Genomic DNA, 18,577 nt, shown 5'->3' with positions numbered 1-18,577 from the left:
AGTCGCAAAGTTAGTTTTGAGGAATAAAGGGCGGCATTGTGCCTTTTGTCAGTTTTAAATAGACAAGCGCAGCGGCTTTGGCATCGTTGAGGGCATCGTGTTTATTATAGGCGGGTATTTCTAAGTGCCGACAAATCGCCTCTAAGCTTAGGTCAAAATAGCCGTTAGGCAGAGTTTTCAGCAGCTTGTCATTGTAGAGTTGACTGACTTCAATGAGAGCGTTGGGAAGGGGAAAGCCAAGATGTTTTTTTGTGACACGATCGAGGATTTTTTTATCGTAGCGAATGTGATAACCGACTAAAGGGCGATTGCCAATAAAATTAATGAGAGACGTAATTGCTTTTTGTTCGCTGATGCCGTGTTTTAAATCGTGATGAGTAATATGATGAATTTTTACCGACGCTTCATCGAGTGATTGGGGGGCACGAAGGTGCACTTCAAAGGGAGCGCTGGTAATAATACGGTTATCAATGATTTTGGTTGCTGCAATCGTCACTATTTCAGCCACGTTTGGGTCGAGGCTGGTTGTTTCACAATCGAGTGACACAAATTCATCGCTGTTGGCGCGAGTGAACAGGGGCGCATAACTGGTGCCTTTAAGTTTGTAGTGCCACCAATTTCGTCGAATGGGGTTCATGGTGCTCCTTGATCGTCGGCGTTTCTTATTGTTGAGTTGCTATATTCGAATTTGGTAGTGATAGCCAAGCCATTGTTTGAATTTTTTTACTACATGTAGTCCGTGACGTAATAAGTCACGCTCCGGACGCTCTAAGTGAGTTAACTGAATCGCATTTTGTGTGTGGTGATGAGTGAGCTGTTGTTGCAGTCTGAGTTTGAAAAATTGCTTGAGTGCTTCTGATAAATTATCGGCAGTCGAGGTTTCTAAGACACGCTTCTCTACCAGTTGATCGATACGATCAAAAGTGTTGGTTGCTTGTAGGCCATACTCTAGGCTGAGTGCTCGAACACCATGAACGATAGGGAAAATACCACCTTGCTTGATATCTAACCCGTCTTTTGAGGCTTTGACATTACCAAATAAGGTGAGTGGCACACCAAAAGTAAGGGCGGGACGAGTAAAGTCTGCGAGTATGAGCTCTTGTCCTTCCATTTGCTCTCGCAATGACGAGCTTATTGGCTCAAGAAGTGTGAGATTTCCTGCGATAGCCCGAGCGTCGGCAAGAATCGCCAATTCCATCACGTTGTCAGGTGTCGCTTTAGAAATTAATTGTCGGATATGGCCTTGCCATTCAGAAGCAGACTTGACCCACTGTTTATTGCTAACCATAACGTTACCAGGACATAGCGGGTAGCCTAATCGAGCCAATGTGTGACTGAGTGTTTTTAGTACCTTTTCTTTGTCTGGCCAATCTAAAGCATCATCTAAAATAAGCGCATTGTCTTGATCGGTTTTGAGTATTTGTTCGCCACGACCTTCTGAGCCTAATACGATAAAACAACAGTGATTGTGAACGGCGGGTGGCAGAATTAACTCAAAGGCTTTTTCAATGATTTGCTCATTGACGGCCGAGATAAGCTCCATCATAAAGCGAGTACGTATACCATTGCTCATCAAACTATCGACTAGCTGCTGTTGTTTTGTGGATGCTAGAGCGAGTTCTTCAACGCTATTGGCTCGAGCAATACTGAGCGATAAAACGTGAGAGTGAGTCGAGAATGTACTGAGAATTTGAGTCATGTCGAGCATGCCAACCGGCTTTGCCCCATCGCACACCATCAGCCGTTTAACGCGCTGTCTTGTCATGGTGACCATGGCATTAAAGAGAAAGTCCTCTTTTTCAACTTGATGAACGGGAAAGGTGGCGATATCACTGATTGAAGTATCGCAGGGTAACTGATCCAGAACGACGGCGTGCAACATGTTGGTTCGGGTGACGATGCCAAAAGGTAGAGCTGACGGATGTACTTGCCTTCTAGGGTCGTTGTCGTGCAATTCAACAAGGGCAGCGTCCACACCTTGCTCAAGCAATAGCTGGGTGACTTCGGTAATAGAATGCTCGGCATCCAGTATTAACGCAGGATGGTAAATATCTTGATCGACTTTCGTTAGGATGAATTCTGCGAGGTTTTGTTGTTTTTGTGCGTCTTCGAGCAGTTGCTGTCTGGTGGCTAAATTGCTATCAAAATAGGCGGCAAATTGGCCATTGGCTTGATATAGGGAGAGAAAGACAGCTTTGGGGAGTAAATACGCCAATGTGTCTTCAAGGGCGACGTAATGATGCTTTACTGGGTCACCAAACTGAGCTCGCACATCAAACATGTCATCAAAGGTGTAGTGGGCGTATATTTCATTGCTATCTTCATCGCGCTCTTCCACCGATCCTTTAATCAAAATATAGAGATGCTGACTGACCTGATGGCTTTTTAGTAAGACATCTTTTTCTCGAAAGTAGGCGACGTCTAATGATGAGCGTAACTGATTCTGCTCACGTTCAGACAAGCGGTCGAACGGAGGCGACGACATATTAAATTTGTCAGGCATCTTGAGGGTCTCTGTGTTGTCTCACCGTATTTCATATTGTGACAACTATTGCACTAACCTCCAGACGACTTTAGTCGAATAGGTATGTTTATCTGAATGCTTCTTGAGGTGTTTATTTGCAATGGAATGGTGAGGGGCGCCGATGGCAATACGGTGCATTATTTGAGGTAATTTATTTCTAGTAACAATTCCCTTTTTTGGAAACACATGTCGTTGCATAATGTGCCCGCTCGCTCTGTGATCAGGCCTTCCATCCTGATTTTTTTCTTCTTTTTAGGTTGTTGTTATGTTGAATCCTTCCCCTTTTGCCTGGGTCTCTCAATACCTGTTTGGCTTCTTCTTTGCTTATGGTGTCTATTTACCATTTTGGGCATTGTGGTTTGAAAACCAAGGTGTATCTGCTACTGATGTTGGTATGCTCATGGGGCTTGGTTTTGCGACGCGATGTGTCGCTAATTTATTGATCACACCTAGAATTCATCAGGTTGAACGCTTGCTACCAGCACTACGTTGGGCAACGTTGGCCTGTACACTCTTTATTGCTATGCACTTAGCGGCCGGCGCAAACTTCATGTTACTTGCGTTGGTTACGGTGTTATTTAACCTGAGCTTCGGCCCTATGGTGCCGTTGTCGGATGCGATGGCCAATCATTACGCTAACCGAGGCGTGTTGGACTACGGTCGAGCGCGTCTTTGGGGATCTGTCGCTTTTATTGCCGGTTCTTCGGTTGTCGGTTATCTCGCTTCACAGTATGGCGCCAATATGATTGTCTATACGGCGCTGGCCGGATTTGTGCTATCTATGCTGTTGGTGATGAGAACGCCCGTTAATCCACCGGTGTCAGAAGATTCACACGAGACAGAGCGTCCGAGTTTAAAGGCCTTATTAAGTGATCGTGAGGTAATCCGTTTTCTCGTCTTAATTGCGCTGATTCAAGGCAGCCACGCGGCGTACTACAGCTTTAGTTCTATTTATTGGAAAGAAGCCGGTCACCCTGAAAGCGTTATTGGCTATTTATGGAGCTTGGGTGTGGTTTCAGAGGTGCTCTTATTTGCCTTTAGTAAAAAATGGTTTGCTGGTTGGTCTTTGCGAACCCTATTTGTTGTTTCTTCTATTGGTGTCATCGTACGTTGGGGTTTGACGGCGTCAACAGTGGCATTACCTGCTTTGGTCGTTATTCAGCTATTACATGGCGTGACCTTTGGCATCGCGCATATTGCCGCCATTCAATACATTCAAAAATCGGAAACGAATAAAATGGTGGCGTTACAATCGCTATATAATGCGATCCCTCTTGGTGCCTTTATTGCGTTAATGATGGCCGTCAGTGGCTGGGGGTACGAGCGATGGGGAGCACACATTTTCTGGGGTATGGCGTTTATGGGTGTCTTAGCGCTATTTATTAAGGTTGAACCAAAAGGTAAATCGGTGAAAGACATCAAAGAGTTTTCTCAGCCTAAGCCACAGAAATGATGCTAAGCGTTTGAGTTATTAGGTTACAGCCCTTTAAATGAGACCAAAGGTTTTAAAGGGATATGACCAATGCAAGGATGGATAGTAATTCCTGTCTCGCTGGCATACCTTGGGGTGTTATTTCTCATCGCATGGTATGGAGACAGGCAAAAGAAGTGGTTGTCAAAATGGCGACCGTGGGTTTATAGCCTGTCTATCGCGGTTTATTGTACCTCTTGGACCTTTTACGGCACAGTGGGGCAAGCAAGTAACAATCCGTGGTCATTTTTACCGATTTATATCGCTCCAATCTTGGTTTTTACCTTAGGTTGGCGAGTGATTGCACGTTTAGTGTTGATTGCTAAGCGGGAACACATTACGTCAATTGCTGATTTTATCGCTGCCCGTTACGGTAAGTCGCAAGGCTTAGCGGTGGCTGTCACCTTGATTGCGGTGGCGGGGATCTTGCCCTATATTGCCTTGCAATTACGCGGTATTACGATGGGGCTCGACGTCGTTGCGCCGAATTTAGCCAATGATCTTGGTTATCAAGATACCCATATCTCTTGGTTTGTCGTCGGCGCGTTAGCCGTATTCACCATGCTATTCGGTACTCGTCATATTGATAACACCGAACATCACCGTGGCATGATGATGGCGGTAGCCTTTGAGTCAATTGTTAAGCTGGTGGCATTTTTAGTCGTAGGATTCTTCATCCTTTATTTGGCTTGGGAGCGGCCTGATATTCGATTGGCAGAGCTGGCATCCGAGACCTATCAATCCCCCAATATTCCTACGCTCCTTATTCATACCGCACTCACCATGATGGCGATCATCTGTCTTCCTCGGCAGTTTCATACTATGGTCGTTGAAAATGAACGAGCAAAAGATCTGCACACCGCCCGTTGGTTATTTCCGCTTTATTTGCTCCTGATGGGGGTGTTCGTATTACCGATTGCCTGGGTTGGACAGGGCTTATTAATGGGAACCGCCCCAGATACGTATGTTATTAGTATCCCCAAGTTTGCCGATGCTGATCATATCGCTTTGTTGGCGTTTTTAGGTGGGACTTCTGCAGCGAGCGGTATGGTGATCGTATCGACGATTGCGCTCGCCATTATGGTATCGAATGATCTCGTCATGCCGTTGCTACTAAGACGAATTAAGTTAGCCCATCGCTCGCACCGACACCTGTCAGGGTTACTCTTGATCATTCGGCGAGCGTTGATCTGTTTGCTGCTGTTTGGCGCGTGGCTGTTTTATCAGGCGTTAGATTCTATCCATTCGTTATCGGCGATTGGGTTTCTGTCATTTTCGGCTATCACTCAATTTGCCCCTGCACTCATTGGCGGTTTGTATTGGCGTTTAGGTAACCGTAAAGGGGTGTACAGCGGCTTATTGGTAGGCTTTACCATTTGGCTCATTACACTGATGGGCGAGACGGGGCTGCTTGCCGGAGATGCGCAAAACAATCTGTTGATTTGGATAATCACTCCACCAGAGATGTTGCTCTCTCTGGATATCAAAAGCTCAGATTGGGGGATGCTGATTAGTGTTGTGCTCAATGCGTTGTGTTTCATTGTCGTATCTTTGTCGACAAGGGCGAGTTTAACGGAACGCTTACAGTCTGCTTCTTTTGTGGGTACGCCATTACCGGAAAGCGAAAATATTAGCCTATATCAAAGTCGAGTGACGGTGGCTGAGCTAGAAATGCTTGCCTCTCGGTTTGTGGGACGAACGCGCGTTCGCAGCGCGTATCGGCAGTTTTGGCGTGAGCAGCAACAAGATGGATTACCGAATCAGCAAGCGTCGGCAGAGTTGATTCGGCATACTGAGCGCGTATTAGCGGGGGTGTTTGGTGCATCTTCTGCGAAGCTCGTTCTGACGTCTGCATTGCAAGGTCGTAATATGCAGCTTGAAGAAGTGGCAACGATTGTCGATGAAGCGTCAGAGCTTTATCACTTTAGTCGTGGGTTGCTTCAGGGTGCGATAGAGCATATCGGGCAAGGCATTGCGGTTGTCGATAAACAGCTTAGGCTAGTGGCGTGGAACCGACGTTACTTAGAGCTATTTAGTTTCCCGCCGGGGTTGATACAGGTGGGGCGTCCCATTGCAGAAGTCATCCGCCATAACGCTGAGCAAGGACTGTGTGGTCCGGGCGATCCAAATGAACATGTTCGCAAGCGTATCTATCATCTAGAGCAAGGTTCGCCGCATACGTCATCGAGGATCCGTGCGGATGGCAGTGTGATAGAAGTGCAAGGTAATCCCATGCCTGGTGGTGGATTTGTCATGAGTTTTACTGATATCACTGTGTTTAGGGAGGCAGAGAGTGCGTTGCGTGATGCAAACGAGCGCTTGGAATCCAGAGTGATTGAGCGAACCAAAGAGCTGGAACAATTAAATGCTCGTCTTGTTTTTGCCACTCGAAAAGCGGAATCCGAATCGCAATCAAAAATGCGCTTCTTGGCTGCGGTCAGTCATGACCTAATGCAGCCTCTAAATGCTGCTCGGTTGTTTGCGTCTTCTTTATCTGAGGTCAGTAAAGATGACGAAACGCAGAAGCTATCGTCACATATCGAAAGTGCGCTTGGTGCGGCAGAAGAACTCATTGGTGATTTATTAGATATCTCTCGTTTGGAATCGGGTAAGTTGCAAACGAAGGTGCGAGGATTTGAGCTTTCAGAAGTCTTTGACACGTTAAAGGCCGAGTTTAGTGCGATATCGGTCGGGCAGAATATTCGATTTTCGGTGGTCTCTTCGGGTTTGATTGTTAAATCGGATCCGAAATTACTGCGTCGCGTGCTGCAGAATTTTCTTACTAATGCCTTTCGCTATAACCCAGAGGGGAAAGTCGTGCTGGGGGCGAGACGAGTGAATGGACGAGTGCGAATTGATGTTTGGGATGATGGAATTGGCATTCCTGAAGACAAACAACAAGAAATATTCGACGAGTTCTCTCGTGTCGATCAAGCGCGAGCCGACCAAGGGTTAGGGCTAGGGCTAGCGATCTCGAGAGGAATAGCTCGAGTTCTGAATCATCAAATCTCTATGCAGTCTTGGCAAGACAAGGGTAGCGTATTCTCAATAACGTTAGATAAAACGAAGGAAGTTGAACCTGTCTTGAAGCCGGTGGCAACGGCGCCGCATGCCGAACTTCAGCATCTTAAAGTGCTTTGTGTGGATAACGAACAAGATATTCTCGTGGGTATGGAGAGCTTATTGGCACGCTGGGGGTGTGACGTTAGAACGGCGTTGGACTTGGTAGGCAGTCTTAAACACTTGGAAGATGACTGGATACCCGATGTCATTTTTTCGGACTATCGTTTAGACAATGGCCGTACAGGCTTGGAAGTGCTTCAGCAATGCCGCTTACGGCTGGGGGACTCATTTAAAGGCGTGATTATTAGTGCTGATCGCACTGAAACTATGCTCGAAGGTATAAAGTCTAACGGCTTTAGCTTTTTACCAAAACCAGTTAAACCTCTCAAATTAAGGGCGATGCTCAATCGCACTTAGTCAGATAGAAGTGATGGAAAACATTAATGTCATGATTGTGTTGTTAAGTTTTCCATTGCTTTACCTAATATAACGTCTCATTTACATAGGTTGACAGACGCTTTACATTGCATCGGTTACGCTAGAGTCCTCTTCAAACAAGTCAGTTAGAAAAGGTGAATATATGAAAAAGCGATTAGTTGTAGCGTGTGTTGCGCTTATGTCTGGAAGTGTATTCGCAGGAAGCGATATTGGGAATAGCCATTTGGAAACCGAAGCGTTCCAGAGTAAACAGCAAGCCTATGAAGCAGGCTACCAGTTAGTCGACGAACTGAATGAAATGACCAATGGTGCATTGGCTCATCAGTTACATTTGAATGCTCATAGTGACAATATCCAAGATATTGAATTAAAAAACACCGAAGTATCAGTACACGAATATTCAGAAAAACAAGGTGTTATTAAATATCGAGCTCAGGTGAATGTCAGTTATGAATATGATGCGAAAGATAGTTAGTACTGATCAGGTCTTATCTTAGGAATAGGCAATATTATAGGGTGACAAAAACAGGTTTATTCTCAACATTTAAGGCTTAAAAGAGAATACGAACTGTTATTTGACGCACTATCTTTTATCTCTGATGAGAATTTAGTAAGTAATGTCGTTGTTCTTTATGTCGCAGTTTGCAGTCGTACTCAAAATTAACGGGTAACCATTGCGATACTAAGAGAGCAAACCCAATAAGTAATGAGGTGTCATCATGAACAAATTAGCATTAATTACCGCATCTTTGGTTCTATCATCCACGGCAATGGCGACCACAACGTCGTTGGTAGGTGATGTGGACTTACATTCAGAAGGCTTTAGCACTAAGCAGCAAGCTTATGATGCAGGTTTTCAGATGGTGAATGATTTGAAAGCGATGCCTTCGACCGATTTAGTTTATAAATTGAGAGTGCATGAGGGCGATCTACTGCGAAACAGTGTCCAAGTGGATGATGCGCAAATCACGGTGCAGGAATATGCAGAAAATCGTGGTGAAATAAAATATCGAGCGATTATCGATGTGGAGTATTCATACAAAGAGCGTTCATAGATAAATCGTGTTGATTTGAGAACGCTGTTGTCGCCAAAAAAAGACCAATGCATTGCATTGGTCTTTGTTCTTTCTAGCCAACGATTAGACGTTGTTATTAGTGGTCGTGGGCTTCACCGGCACCTTTCGGGTAACGGATAGACTCAACCATTTCTTGTACATCGTCAGGTACTTCAGCTGTAAACTTGTTCACTACGATAGAGACAACAAAGTTTAGACACATACCTAGCGTACCGATGCCCTCTGGGCTGATACCAAACCACCAGTTCTCAGGTGTGCTTGCTGCTGGGTTAATGAACTTGAAGTAGATGATGTAGCTTGCTGTGAAGGCAATACCTGACAACATACCTGCAATTGCACCTTCCTTGTTCATCTTCTTGTAGAAGATACCTAGGATAATCGCTGGGAAGAAGGATGCTGCGGCTAAGCCGAAGGCAAACGCGACTACCTGTGCTACAAAGCCTGGTGGGTTAATACCCAAGTAACCGGCACCGACAATTGCGACCATGGCGGCTAGACGAGCGGCTAACAGCTCCTGCTTGTCGGTCATGTTTGGTCTGAAGCCTTTCTTCAACAAGTCATGTGAAATCGACGTTGAGATTACCAATAGTAGACCCGCGGCTGTTGATAGTGCGGCTGCTAGGCCACCGGCTGCAAGTAGTGCGACAACCCAGTTTGGTAGTTTCGCGAGCTCTGGAGAAGCCAGTACGATAATGTCACGGTTGATCTTCATCTCGTTGCGTTCATCGCCCGAGTAGAACATTTTGCCATCGCCGTTCTTATCTTCCCAACCAACTAGGCCAGTGCTTTCCCAGTTTTTGTACCAGCTTGGTGCGTCTGCTGCTGCGACACCTTGCATGTCAGGACCGTTGATTGTTTCGATCATGTTTACACGGGCGAATGCTGCAACGCCTGGTGCTGTTGTGTATAGCAATGAGATGAACAGTAGAGCCCAACCCGCAGAGATACGAGCATCACGTACTTTTGGTACCGTGAAGAAACGAATGATTACGTGTGGAAGACCTGCAGTACCCACCATTAGAGCCGCACAGATGAAGAATACATCCACCATGCTCTTGTTACCTTCGGTATAGGCGGTAAATCCGAGTTCTTCGGTCAGTCCATCCAGTTTATCAAGAAGGTAAACATCCGTGCCTGATAGCGTAGAGCCCATACCAACTTGTGGAAGTGGGTTACCTGTCATCATGATTGAGGTGAAGATTGCTGGCACAAGGAAGGCGAAAATGAGGACACAGAATTGAGCTACCTGCGTATAAGTGATGCCTTTCATGCCACCCAGTACTGCGTAGAAGAACACAATACCCATACCAATGATGATGCCTAGGTTAATATCAACTTCTAGGAAACGAGAGAATACCACGCCCACACCACGCATCTGGCCTGCAACGTACGTAAACGATACGAAGATTGCACAGAATACCGCGACCATACGTGCTGTTTTCGAGTAGTAACGCTCACCGATGAAATCTGGAACCGTAAACTGACCGAACTTACGTAGGTAAGGGGCTAAACATAGCGCAAGTAGTACATAACCACCGGTCCAACCCATTAGGTAAACCGCACCGTCGTAACCAACGAATGAGATGATACCTGCCATTGAAATGAATGATGCTGCTGACATCCAGTCAGCGGCAGTCGCCATGCCGTTTGCTACTGGGTGTACACCACCGCCAGCAACGTAGAACTCACTAGTAGACCCAGCACGAGCCCAGATTGCGATGCCGATATATACCGCGAAAGTAATACCGACGAGAATAAACGTCCAAGTTTGAATATCCATGTTCTAGCCTCTAATCTTCCTGTACGTTGTATTTTTTGTCGAGCGCATTCATGCGAGCAACGTAAATAAATATCAGCGCCACGAAGGTGTATATCGAACCTTGTTGAGCAAACCAAAACCCTAGCTTAAAACCGCCAAATTGAATGGTGTTAAGGGCATCCACAAATAGAATGCCGGCACCATAAGACACAACGAACCAGATGGCGAGCAGTGTCCCCATGATTCCCAAGTTTTCCTTCCAGTAGGCTTGCGCATGTTCCGATGATTCGAACGCCATGGCTATCTCCTTATCAATTGTTGTTAACGTTATGTTACGCTTAATAAGGTAGCAGGGTCATTGCAAGAACTCTGTGCAACTTTAGTCGAGTTAGCGCTAAGGTTAAATGCATTAATAACAGCTAGTTGGTGTTTATGTTTGCAAAAAGTGTGATGTTAAATTGCTGTTAAATTAGCCTAAGGTCTAATATTTAACAGCATCAACCCGTCGTGAAAGTGAAATTAAGTACACATTAATATACATGTGCTTAGCAAATTATCTGAGTTGAGAGCCCACAAGTGTGTTTTAATTGCCATGTTGGCAATAAGTTACAGAAATCACGGAGAGTAATAAGTGGACGCAGATTCAATTAACAGCCTGTTCTTGACTGGCGCAGTGCTTGTCGCATTAAGTGTGCTGTTTAGCCAGGTATCCGCAAAACTGGGTGTGCCGATCCTAGTCATGTTTTTAGGTGTCGGTATGTTGGCCGGCGAGGATGGCCCTGGGGGCATCTACTTTGATGATTATTCCATTACCTACTTAGTCAGTAACCTAGCGTTAGCGGTAATTTTGCTTGATGGTGGCATGCGCACTCGTGTTGCCAGTTTTCGAGTCGCTTTTTGGCCTTCAATTACCATGGCAACACTTGGCGTCGCCTGTACCACAACATTAACGGGTTTAATGGCCATGTGGTTGTTTGACTTAGAGTTGCTGCAAGGCATTTTGGTGGGGGCCATTGTGGGCTCTACCGACGCAGCCGCCGTGTTTTCTTTATTAAAAGGGCGCCAACTCAATGAGCGAGTTGGGGCAACATTAGAAATTGAATCCGGAACCAACGATCCCATGGCGGTATTTTTAACGGTGACGTTGATTGCCGTACTTGGCAGTTCGGGGATGGATCTAGGCGCGACTTTTCTTATTAAAAGTTTCCTGATGCAATTTGGTATCGGGATCATAGTGGGTTTAGCGGGTGGTTGGTTGTTGTGGAAGCTTGTCAACCGCACCCAGTTACATGAAGGGCTTTATTCAATACTGGTGATTAGTGGCGGTGTGGCGTTATTAGCGTTAGCTAACCATCTGGGTGGCAGTGGTATTTTATCCATTTATCTTGTTGGGTTATTGCTAGGCAATAAGCCAACACGTTCACGCCACTCTATATTAAGCGTACTGGATGGCATGACTTGGCTAAGCCAAATCGTGATGTTTGTCGTGTTGGGCTTGTTGGTGACACCGTCGAGTCTCGTCGACATTATGGTGCCAGGTTTTGCCTTAGCCTTTGGTATGATTTTCTTTGCACGACCGATTTCCGTTTGGTTGGGGCTATCTCTGTTTAAGAGTTTCGGCGCTCGTGAGAAGTGGTTTATTTCTTGGATTGGTTTACGTGGCGCCGTGCCTATCATCTTAGCGGTGTATCCGATGATGGCTGGTCTACCTAACGCTCAGCTGTATTTCAATATTGCTTTCTTCGTTGTACTGGTGTCCTTGGTGGTGCAAGGGGGCACGTTAATGAAAGCGGCGGCGTTAGCTAAAGTCGAACTACCCCCTAAACCAGAGCCTATTTCTCGTTCTGGCGTGGAGATTTTTCCAGCCAGTGAGTGGGAGATGTTCATTTACAAGTTGAAGCCAGAAAAATGGTGTGTGGGTGAGCCTTTACGTAAATTAAAAATGCCAGAAGGGACCCGAATTGCCGCTTTGTTTCGAGATAATCAGTTGTTGCACCCGTCGGGGAGCACAGAATTGCGAGCAAGCGATACCTTGTGTGTATTGGCACAAGACCAAAACCTAGATGCGTTGAGTTTATTATTTAGTGAGGCGCCAGAAGATGAAAGCTTAGCGCGATTCTTTGGTGATTTCTTCCTTGATGCTACAGCGAAACTATCAGATGTCTCTACATTTTATGGTCTCGAGTTCGAAGGGATCGATGCAGATATGACGTTAAAAAGTTTAGTCGAAAAAGAGTTAGGCGCTCAGCCAGTATTAGGGGATAACTTTGAGTGGCACGGGTTGCAATGGGTTGTTGCTGCGATAGATGAGAATGAAGTGACGAAACTAGGACTTTGTTTGCCAGAGGCACCGGATGAGTAGCGATATTGCATGACTGCCATGATCGCGCCTTAATCACACAACGACGGATAGAGAATGAAGATTCCCCAAGCAATCATAAGGGTTGCTTGGGGATTTTTTTATTCACTTGCCTCATTGAGTAAAATGACCGCTTGGGTTCGATTTTTTACGCCAAGTTTTCTAAAAATTGCCGTCATGTGCGCTTTTATCGTGGCCTCCGAAACATTTAAATCATAGGCAATTTGCTTATTCAGCAAACCGTCTGACAGCATGCCCAACACCTTGTATTGTTGCGGTGTTAGGGTGGCAATTTTCTCTGCGAGGTCACTATAAGTAGCGTCATCAGACATTAACTCGATAGGGAAATAGGTTTCACCTTCAAGTACTTGATTAAGAGCCCCGATGAGGACTTTCATATCGCTTGATTTAGGGATGAATCCAAAAGCCCCATGCATTTTTACTTGCGAGACAATACTGGCTTCTTCGCTTGCTGAAATGACCACGATGGGGATGTCCGGGTGGTCGGCTCTAAGCTGAATTAGCCCTGACATGCCATTTGCGCCAGGCATTTTTAAGTCGAGTAAAATGAGATCCGGCTCTTCGCTTTTTTCAAGTAAGCCAAGTAGAGAAGACAATGAATCCGCTTCTAGCAGGTTGGCACCACTTATCGCCATATGCACTGATTGGAAAAGTGCATTTCTAAACAGCGGATGATCGTCAGCGATAATGATGGTGTACGTCGGTTCCATGTCATCTCAACTTTTTAATAAAATGTTAACGCTATTATTGATTCTCTTGCGCCAGCAAACAATTGGCTCAATGCAAAACTCTGATGAGAATCGAGTTTTTTACCGAGTTAATTGGTTTTTTCTCAAGTGTTGCAAGAAATCGTCAGCAGGGACAAACCCCGTTAACCTTGCATTAGGGAGCGCTTGACCTTGAGCGTCCCAAAATTCAATCGTCGGCAACCCTAAAACGTTCATAGCCTTGAGTAGCTCAATATCTTGAGGTTGGTTTTTGGTGACATCGGCTTGCAGTAATACAAAGTCATCTAATACGGATTCTACGGAAGGATCGTGGAAGGTGTACTTTTCAAATTCTTTACATGCGACACACCAGTCGGCATAGAAATCAAGTATTACAGGCTTGCCTGCTAGTTGTGCTTGTTCGAGTGCTTGATTGAGCTCGTTGACATTATTGACGCGTGTAAAGGTAACTTGTGCTTCATTCTGGACCGCATCACCAAACCAATATTGCAAGGCGGGTTGAGCAGAGGCGAATAGGCCAAGGATTGCGACAATGCCGACAAAGCTTTGCTTCCAACCGCCAAAAGTCAGGCTGTTTTTTTGATGGTATAGCCAACCAAAAGCGACCACACCTAAACCTGACCAAAGCACGGTCGACCAAAGCTCTGGTAGTATGCGTTCAAGTAAGAAAATGGGAGCTGCGAGTAATACAAAACCAAACAACACTTTTACGCGATCCATCCATCCCCCCGCTTTTGGCAGTAGCTTATTGCCAAAGACGGCGGCGGCAATAAGCGGGATACCCATCCCGAGTGCCAGCGCATATAAGGCAATACCACCCACGAGAAGATCACCGCTTTGTGCGACGTAAAGCAAAGCGCCAGAAAGAGGGGCGGTGGTGCAAGGTGAGCAGACGAGGCCAGAGATGGCGCCCATTAAGAACACACCGAGTAAGTTGCCCCCTTGCTGTTGATTGCTGAGACCGTTTAACCACGTTTGTACTTTAGATGGTAACTGTATGGTATACAGGCCGAACATCGAAAGTGCGAGCGTGACAAAGAGCACGCTAAGACCAATCAGGACGTAAGGGTGTTGCATTGCCGCTTGAAATTGCATGCCAGCTGAAGCGACGACCAAGCCAAGTAACGTGTAGGTGAGTGCCATGCCTTGAACGTAGACAAAAGAAAGCCCGAGCGCTTGTTTTTGAGTCCGTTTCCCTCCCCCTAATACAATACTGGTCAGTATCGGGTACATGGGTAGCACACAAGGGGTAAAAGCGAGACCAACACCGAGTAATAAAAACAGTGCCGGCGTCCACCAAACCTGTGAGAGTTTACTTGTCAGATCATGCTCTAATGCAGGCGCAGGCATTGCGGATTCAACGGGTGTTTCATTGGTTGCTTGAACTGAATTTTCTGCCGTTTTGGCATCATCAAAAGCAAACGGGGCAATATCAATGATGCGAGTTTCAGGCGGATAGCAGAAGCCAGCTTTGGCACAGCCTTGGTACTGAACAATCAGCTTGCCATCGGGTTGATATGATTCCAGCGGCACCTGAATAAATAACGGTTCAGTGTAGATGTTAACGTCGCCAAAGAACTCATCGTGGTACGGCGTGCCATCTTCCATCTCGATGGAACCAATAGCGATGTTATCGCCACTGATAAGGATTCTATCTTGGTATAGGTAATAGTCGTCTTTGACTTGCCAGTCGATAAAAACGCGCGACCCTTGCTGATAATAATTAAGTGGGAATGCCTCATCGACCGGGACAAAGGTATTGTTAGATTTAGGGGTGAAAGCTAAATCAGAGCCTTGTCCGAACTGTGCAAAGCTTGGCCATGACACAGCCAGAAGAGAGAGCAATACGAGCTTAGCGAATATTTTTATCATAAGGAGTTACTTGTGAGTTCACGTCTGAATTATCGAAAATTACCGAAAGTTATCTTAACCTAAGACAGGCAGATAGGAAGTTTTGTTTCAAGGATGGATAAAAAAAGAGCGACGCAACACGTCACTCTTTTAAATGGAGGCAAGTTAGGTTGTGCTTAGCCGATGAGTAGACCACCAAAAGCAAAGCCAAGTGTGACCGCTGTGCTAATCGTTGCGACACCTGGAATGAAAAATGGGTGGTTAAATACGTATTGACCAATACGTGTTGAGCCCGTGTCATCCATTTCTACGGCAGCCAATAGCGTAGGGTAGGTTGGCAAAACAAACAGTGCACTCACTGCAGCAAAGGATGCTACGGCAGTCAGTGGCGCAACCCCAATCGCGAGTGCCGCTGGCATCAGTGCAACGGTAGTTGCACCTTGAGAGTAAAGCAGCATAGAAGCAAAGAACAAGACGAGCGCGAGCATCCATGGGTAGTCTTGCAATAAGGCGCCTGCAAAGTCTTTAATTTCATCAACATGAGCATTGACGAATGTTGAGCCTAACCATGCGACACCCAGTACACAAACACATGCAGTCATACCCGATCGGAAGGTCGCCGCAGCCGGAATTTTCGAAGCATCGATGTTAGTAAACAACGTGATAGCGCCAGCGGCAGCTAACATGATGGTCATAATGGCTTCATTTCGCCCCAATGCTGGGTTTTCAATTAGGCCTACTGATCCCGAGATAGCGGCGGCATAACAAACAACAAATAGGATTGCGGCTAGGAAAATATAAGTCGCCGTTTTTGCTGTGGGCAGAATGTCGCGCTTTTGAGTGGTGTTGAGCTTAATCAGACCCTGCGCAAGACGCTCTTGGTAAACCGGATCATCTTTCAGTTCGCTGCCCATAAAGTTGGCAACAAATGCCCCGACCATACAGGCGATAAAGGTGGTCGGAATACAAACAGCAAGTAGCGTTAGGTAATCAACGCCCATTGGTGCCAGCATAGCGGCAAACGCCACGACAGCGGCAGAAATAGGGGATGCGGTAATGGCGATTTGTGATGCAACAACGGCAATAGATAGGGGGCGAGAAGGGCGAACACCCTGGCCTTTTGCCACTTCAGCGATAACCGGTAAAGTGGAGAAAGCGGTGTGACCGGTACCCGCAAGAAGTGTCATCAAGAACGTGACAATAGGCGCGTAAAAGGTAATCCGTTCAGGGTGCTTTCGTAAGAAGTTTTCTGCAATTTGTACTAACCAGTCCATACCGCCGGCAACTTGCATAGCCGCGATTGCGGTAATCACCGACATGATAATCAAGATAACATCAACGGGGATGTAAGATTGGCTTGTAGGGACACCTAAAATGAGAGAAAGAGCGATGACACCAGCGCCCCCAGCCAAACCAATACCAATACCGCCGATACGTGCGCCCAAATAAATGAACAGTAGTACGACGGCGAGTTCTATAGCAACCATAGTAATTCCTCGAGTTATCGTTCGCTTAACCAATCCCAACAAGCATAGACAGAAAGCGAACGGTTGTTTTACGTTAAATCAGTAGTATTGAATGCGATGTGTTCGTAATAACCAGTAAAAAGGCCCCCATAGGGAGCCTTAATTGAATATTACTCGTAGCGCTTCGCTTTATACTGAGGTTTCATGAGGTTGTCTACCGAGAAAATATCATCAAGCTCTTCTTCCGATAAAAGACCACGCTCAAGTACCACCTCTTTAACACTTTTGCCCGTTTCTGCGCAGATTTTGCCGACGATATCGCCTTCGTGGTGACCGATGTATGGGTTCAGGTAAGTCACGATCCCAATCGAGTTATAGACATAGCTTTCACAGACTTCTTTGTTTACCGTGATGCCATCAACACACTTATCTCGTAGGTTTACACAGGCATTTTTTAGGATCTCTAAGGATTCAAACATGCTCTGGGCAATGACGGGTTCCATCACGTTGAGTTGCAGTTGCCCGCCTTCCGCCGCAAACGAGATGGTATTGTCGTTACCAAGGACTTTAAAACACACTTGGTTGACAACCTCTGGCACTACTGGGTTTACTTTTGCTGGCATAATAGAAGAACCCGCTTGCAGTTCTGGTAGGTTTAGCTCGTTTAAGCCCGAGCGAGGACCAGAAGAGAGTAAGCGAAGATCATTACAGATTTTAGATAGCTTAACAGCCAAGCGTTTAAGCGCGCTGTGCGTCATTACATAGGCCCCACAATCTGACGTCGCTTCAATCAAATCTTCCGCAGGTACACACTCAAGTCCGGTAACACTGGATAGATGCTTAACGGCCAACTCTTGATAACCAGGAGCGGCGTTAAGACCAGTGCCAATTGCGGTTGCGCCTAGGTTGACCTCGAGCAAAAGCTTAGAGGTGTAGTCAAGATTCTTAATTTCTTCGTTGAGCGTCACCGCCCATGCGTGAAACTCTTGGCCCACCGTCATTGGTACGGCATCTTGCAGTTGAGTGCGACCCATTTTTAAGATACCTGAGAACTCTTGGCTCTTAGCTTCGAATGCCCCTTTCAGGTATTCAATAGAGTCCATGAGCTTTTTCACGCTGTTGAAGACCGCAATACGGAAGCCTGTTGGGTAGGCGCAGTTGGTTGACTGACTTTTGTTTACGTGGTCGTTAGGGTTAATGAATTCGTATTGGCCTTTTTCCTTGCCCATTAATTCCAGTGCCACGTTAGCAATGACTTCATTGGTGTTCATGTTAACGGATGTGCCCGCCCCACCTTGGAAAACATCCGACGGGAATTGATCCATGCACTTACCGGTTTCTAAAATCACGTCACAGGCTTGAATAATGTACTGCGCCACGTCTTTAGGTAATACGCCTAGTTCTCGGTTAGCCAGTGTGGCTGCCTTTTTTGTCATGACCATGCCACGTACAAAATCCGGTACGTCAGAAATAGTGGCATTCGAGATATTGAAGTTTTCAATGGCGCGTAGAGTATGGATGCCGTAATAAGCATCCGCTGGGACATGACGTTGACCTAATAGATCTTCTTCGATGCGAGTGGCTTTAGCCGCTGTGTTTGGAGCGAGGGTGGAAGTAGCCATACTTGGATCCTTAGATAATTGTTCTGCTTAGAATACAGGGTCTGTGCCATATCTGTTTTAAAGAATCCATTCGCCAGAATAATTGGCTAGTTGTTGCGTCCTGATTTATAGGAAACATATTACTTAAAGTGGCACATAAAAATAGTAACTAGATCACCTTTTTAACCTAATTATTGCAGAAATCTTATCGATTGATGTG

The 18,577-nt window shown here is 46.0% G+C and carries 13 protein-coding genes; 5 read left to right on the top strand and 8 right to left on the bottom strand.

The window, feature by feature from the left end; all coding sequences use genetic code 11:
• Window positions 1–10: 10 nt before the first annotated feature.
• A complete protein-coding gene (locus M9196_RS17070; RefSeq protein WP_250618722.1) occupies window positions 11–637 on the bottom strand; it encodes a 3'-5' exonuclease in 627 nt (208 codons plus the stop codon).
• 39 nt (window positions 638–676) lie between these two features.
• Complete coding sequence (locus M9196_RS17065; protein ID WP_250618721.1) at window positions 677–2,503, bottom strand: DUF294 nucleotidyltransferase-like domain-containing protein; 1,827 nt, start codon at window positions 2,501–2,503, stop codon at window positions 677–679.
• Between the two features lie 286 nt (window positions 2,504–2,789).
• Here M9196_RS17065 and M9196_RS17060 point away from each other — a divergent pair, with 286 nt between their 5' ends.
• The 4 genes from M9196_RS17060 to M9196_RS17045 all read left to right on the top strand — a co-directional run bounded on the left by M9196_RS17060 (window position 2,790) and on the right by M9196_RS17045 (window position 8,551).
• Window positions 2,790–3,977 (top strand): 3-phenylpropionate MFS transporter, encoded by a 1,188-nt coding sequence (locus tag M9196_RS17060; RefSeq protein WP_250618720.1) that lies wholly within the window; start codon window positions 2,790–2,792, stop codon window positions 3,975–3,977.
• 69 nt (window positions 3,978–4,046) lie between these two features.
• Window positions 4,047–7,475 carry a PAS domain-containing hybrid sensor histidine kinase/response regulator gene (locus tag M9196_RS17055; protein ID WP_250618719.1) on the top strand — a complete coding sequence of 1,143 codons (3,429 nt, stop codon included), beginning with the start codon at window positions 4,047–4,049 and terminating at the stop codon, window positions 7,473–7,475.
• Between the two features lie 163 nt (window positions 7,476–7,638).
• Entirely contained in the window at window positions 7,639–7,971 is a 333-nt protein-coding gene (locus M9196_RS17050) for a DUF3316 domain-containing protein (RefSeq protein ID WP_250618718.1), read from the top strand.
• A gap of 244 nt (window positions 7,972–8,215) precedes the next feature.
• Entirely contained in the window at window positions 8,216–8,551 is a 336-nt protein-coding gene (locus M9196_RS17045; RefSeq protein ID WP_250618717.1) for a DUF3316 domain-containing protein, read from the top strand.
• A 97-nt stretch (window positions 8,552–8,648) separates the two neighbouring features.
• Here the strand turns inward: M9196_RS17045 and M9196_RS17040 are convergent, their stop codons facing one another.
• Together M9196_RS17040 and M9196_RS17035 are read right to left on the bottom strand one after the other, a co-directional pair.
• The gene (locus M9196_RS17040) at window positions 8,649–10,352 is read right to left on the bottom strand and encodes a sodium:solute symporter family protein (protein WP_250618716.1); all 1,704 of its coding nucleotides are present in this window, start codon (window positions 10,350–10,352) and stop codon (window positions 8,649–8,651) included.
• Between the two features lie 10 nt (window positions 10,353–10,362).
• Window positions 10,363–10,629: a DUF4212 domain-containing protein gene (locus tag M9196_RS17035; protein WP_250618715.1), complete on the bottom strand. Its 267-nt coding sequence runs from the start codon at window positions 10,627–10,629 to the stop codon at window positions 10,363–10,365.
• Between the two features lie 333 nt (window positions 10,630–10,962).
• On the opposite strand from M9196_RS17035, the gene M9196_RS17030 reads away from it, so the two are divergent.
• The gene (locus M9196_RS17030; protein WP_250618714.1) at window positions 10,963–12,693 is read left to right on the top strand and encodes a potassium/proton antiporter; all 1,731 of its coding nucleotides are present in this window, start codon (window positions 10,963–10,965) and stop codon (window positions 12,691–12,693) included.
• A gap of 98 nt (window positions 12,694–12,791) precedes the next feature.
• Here M9196_RS17030 and M9196_RS17025 read toward each other — a convergent pair whose 3' ends face one another.
• The 4 genes from M9196_RS17025 to aspA all read right to left on the bottom strand — a co-directional run bounded on the left by M9196_RS17025 (window position 12,792) and on the right by aspA (window position 18,378).
• Complete coding sequence (locus tag M9196_RS17025) at window positions 12,792–13,421, bottom strand: response regulator transcription factor (RefSeq protein WP_250618713.1); 630 nt, start codon at window positions 13,419–13,421, stop codon at window positions 12,792–12,794.
• Between the two features lie 99 nt (window positions 13,422–13,520).
• Window positions 13,521–15,308, bottom strand: coding sequence for a protein-disulfide reductase DsbD (locus M9196_RS17020; RefSeq protein WP_406707699.1), 1,788 nt, complete (start codon window positions 15,306–15,308; stop codon window positions 13,521–13,523).
• 158 nt (window positions 15,309–15,466) lie between these two features.
• Window positions 15,467–16,777 carry an anaerobic C4-dicarboxylate transporter gene (locus M9196_RS17015; protein ID WP_250618711.1) on the bottom strand — a complete coding sequence of 437 codons (1,311 nt, stop codon included), beginning with the start codon at window positions 16,775–16,777 and terminating at the stop codon, window positions 15,467–15,469.
• Between the two features lie 149 nt (window positions 16,778–16,926).
• Window positions 16,927–18,378: an aspartate ammonia-lyase gene (gene aspA / locus M9196_RS17010; protein ID WP_250618710.1), complete on the bottom strand. Its 1,452-nt coding sequence runs from the start codon at window positions 18,376–18,378 to the stop codon at window positions 16,927–16,929.
• Window positions 18,379–18,577 lie beyond the last annotated feature (199 nt).

This window comes from Vibrio methylphosphonaticus (genome assembly GCF_023634655.1).
Classification (GTDB): domain Bacteria; phylum Pseudomonadota; class Gammaproteobacteria; order Enterobacterales; family Vibrionaceae; genus Vibrio; species Vibrio methylphosphonaticus.
The sequence above is the reverse complement of the archived record's forward strand: the minus strand, read 5'-3'. Positions and strand labels throughout refer to the sequence as shown.